At 60.0% G+C, this 847-nt stretch carries 2 protein-coding genes; both read right to left on the bottom strand.

Translation table 11 applies throughout. From position 1 onward, the window contains the following. On the bottom strand, window positions 1-112 hold a 112-nt coding region (locus Phpb_RS26730; RefSeq protein ID WP_240492494.1), incomplete at its 3' end, for a hypothetical protein. 110 nt (window positions 113-222) lie between these two features. After that, on the bottom strand, window positions 223-847 hold a 625-nt coding region (locus Phpb_RS24835), incomplete at its 5' end, for a type VI secretion IcmF C-terminal domain-containing protein (RefSeq protein ID WP_276204265.1).

The raw sequence follows: 847 nt of genomic DNA, 5'->3' as shown, positions 1-847 counted from the left end.
GAAACAGCGTCAGGGCCAGTGATTCGATGAGTTGCCAGTTCACTGCCGGCTGAGACGGGTGGTTGATTTTGTTGATTTCTTCGCGTATTGCCGTGAACGCCGGCAGATTCATCGGGTTACTGCCGGCGCGGATAATCAGATTTTCAGGGTGTTCACGCATGGCCGTTCATCCTTTCACCTGCCTCCGTCTGCGCGGAGGACAGGCTGGTGTTGATTTTGCAATTAATACAGCGTGTCAGGCAGTCTGAACTGGCTGAACAGGCCGCCGGCAAACGGGTTGTCGGATTCATCCACGTAGATACGGTAGGTCATGTCGCCGCCGTCCACCGTGAACCGCACATCAAACGCCTCCTGACGCACGTTAGTCAGTTTGCCGCTGTTAATCAGGCGCAGCTGAGCCCACGGGCCGGTGAAGCGGATGGCGCGCGGGGATTTGCCGCTGGCGTCCGGTATCAGCGTGAGCTGGCTTTCCACCCCGGCCCGCATCGAGTTGGGCCAGATGAGGTGCGCAATGCTGCCGCGGCCGTGGGCATAATCGAGCAGCTGGCCGTCGAGATTGAGCAGGCTGCGGCGTTTATTGCCGGTCAGGCTGAGGGGCTCAATAGCGAACTGGGCGCCCAGACCGTTTTGCGGCGTGAAGAAGGTGTCGCGGATACGGTCGGCCAGTTTCAGCTGTTCCAGCACGTCCTGACGGATAAGTTGCTGGCCGTCGGCGCTGTGGGTCAGGTTGTTGTCCACAAACGGTTTCAGGTTCTGCTGATAGAAGGCATCCAGCGTGCCGCCGGGTCGGAAGAACCGTTCAAACTCACTGAGCGGCACGTCCTGCGTCGCTGCCGGGTCGAACGGG

Source organism: Photorhabdus namnaonensis (assembly GCF_001684335.1).
GTDB lineage: Bacteria > Pseudomonadota > Gammaproteobacteria > Enterobacterales > Enterobacteriaceae > Photorhabdus > Photorhabdus namnaonensis.
This window is presented reverse-complemented; position numbering and strand designations above follow the sequence as displayed.